At 42.2% G+C, this 1066-nt stretch carries 1 protein-coding gene; it reads left to right on the top strand.

Translation table 11 applies throughout. The features are described from left to right. The coding region (locus AB0N14_RS40365) for a phage tail tip lysozyme (protein ID WP_366030648.1) at nt 1–1066 on the top strand (1066 nt) is incomplete at both ends.

Below are 1066 nucleotides of genomic sequence, written 5' to 3'. Positions count from 1 at the left end.
CAAGATTCGTTCAGTTCATCATGACTTCATTATTGAACTTGACCAAGGGAAAATTCGTTTTATAAAAAAAGACGGTTCTTCTGAAAAAGAAATGTTCGCATTTGCTCCAACTTATGTCGGTGGACAACTCCAAGGGATTAATGCAATTCAAAATCAGGGTTATTCTTTCGCCTTGTCATCAAAAGGAAACAACGGAGCGCTTTTAAATGTTTTAGAAATTCCAAAAGACAGTACGGCTGAAAATCGCAAATTAAATCTTTACGGAGAAGTAAAAGTTAAGGGTAACTTTTATGTTAATGATGTGAAAATCGATACCAACGGTGGAGGAAACTCTGGCGGCGGTGGTGGTTGGAATGGCCAATATCCACCAGAAGTCACAAGTGATCGTGATAAACGTTACTGGCAAATATGGGCAATGGCAATTGGGTCTGGATTCTCTAAACAAGCGGCAGCCGCTTTACTCGGAAATGCACAGGGTGAATCTGATGCAAATCCAACGGCTGATGAGGGCGGTGGACGTCCTGGTTTCGGTTATGGGGTTTGGCAATGGACGGATAGTTCAGGAGCTAGCTCTGGACGTGTTTATATGATTAACCTTATGACGAGAGCAGGAGTCACTGACAATCCTGACACAATCACAGCCCAATTCAAGCTCTTGATGTGGCATTCACCAAATGGCCAATGGATTGCGACAAGTTCTTATCCTTATTCTTGGACTCAATTCATGACATTAACCAATATCAATACTGCAACGCAAGCTTTTGTAGCTAACTTTGAACGTCCCTTAAACGGACATCCTGAACGTAGCACTTGGGCCCAAGAATGGTATAACAAATTTGTTAATCTTGAAATCCCAAGCGGTGGCGGAGGTTATATTGCTCCAATTTCAAGTCCTATTACCGTAACAAGTGAAATGGGTTGGAGAACGAGTCCAATCACCGGAGCGCAAGAATTTCACAATGCTATGGACTTGGTTAATGGCAATCCAACAACTCCAATCTTAGCTTCAAACGATGGTCAAGTGGTCCAAGCGGGAAGCAATTATTATGACTGGTATGGAAATTAC

It is taken from the genome of Streptomyces sp. NPDC051104 (assembly GCF_040682835.1).
Classification (GTDB): Bacteria; Actinomycetota; Actinomycetes; order Streptomycetales; family Streptomycetaceae; genus Streptomyces; species Streptomyces cynarae.
Note: the sequence above shows the minus strand (reverse complement) of the source record. Positions and strands in the feature narration are given on the sequence as shown.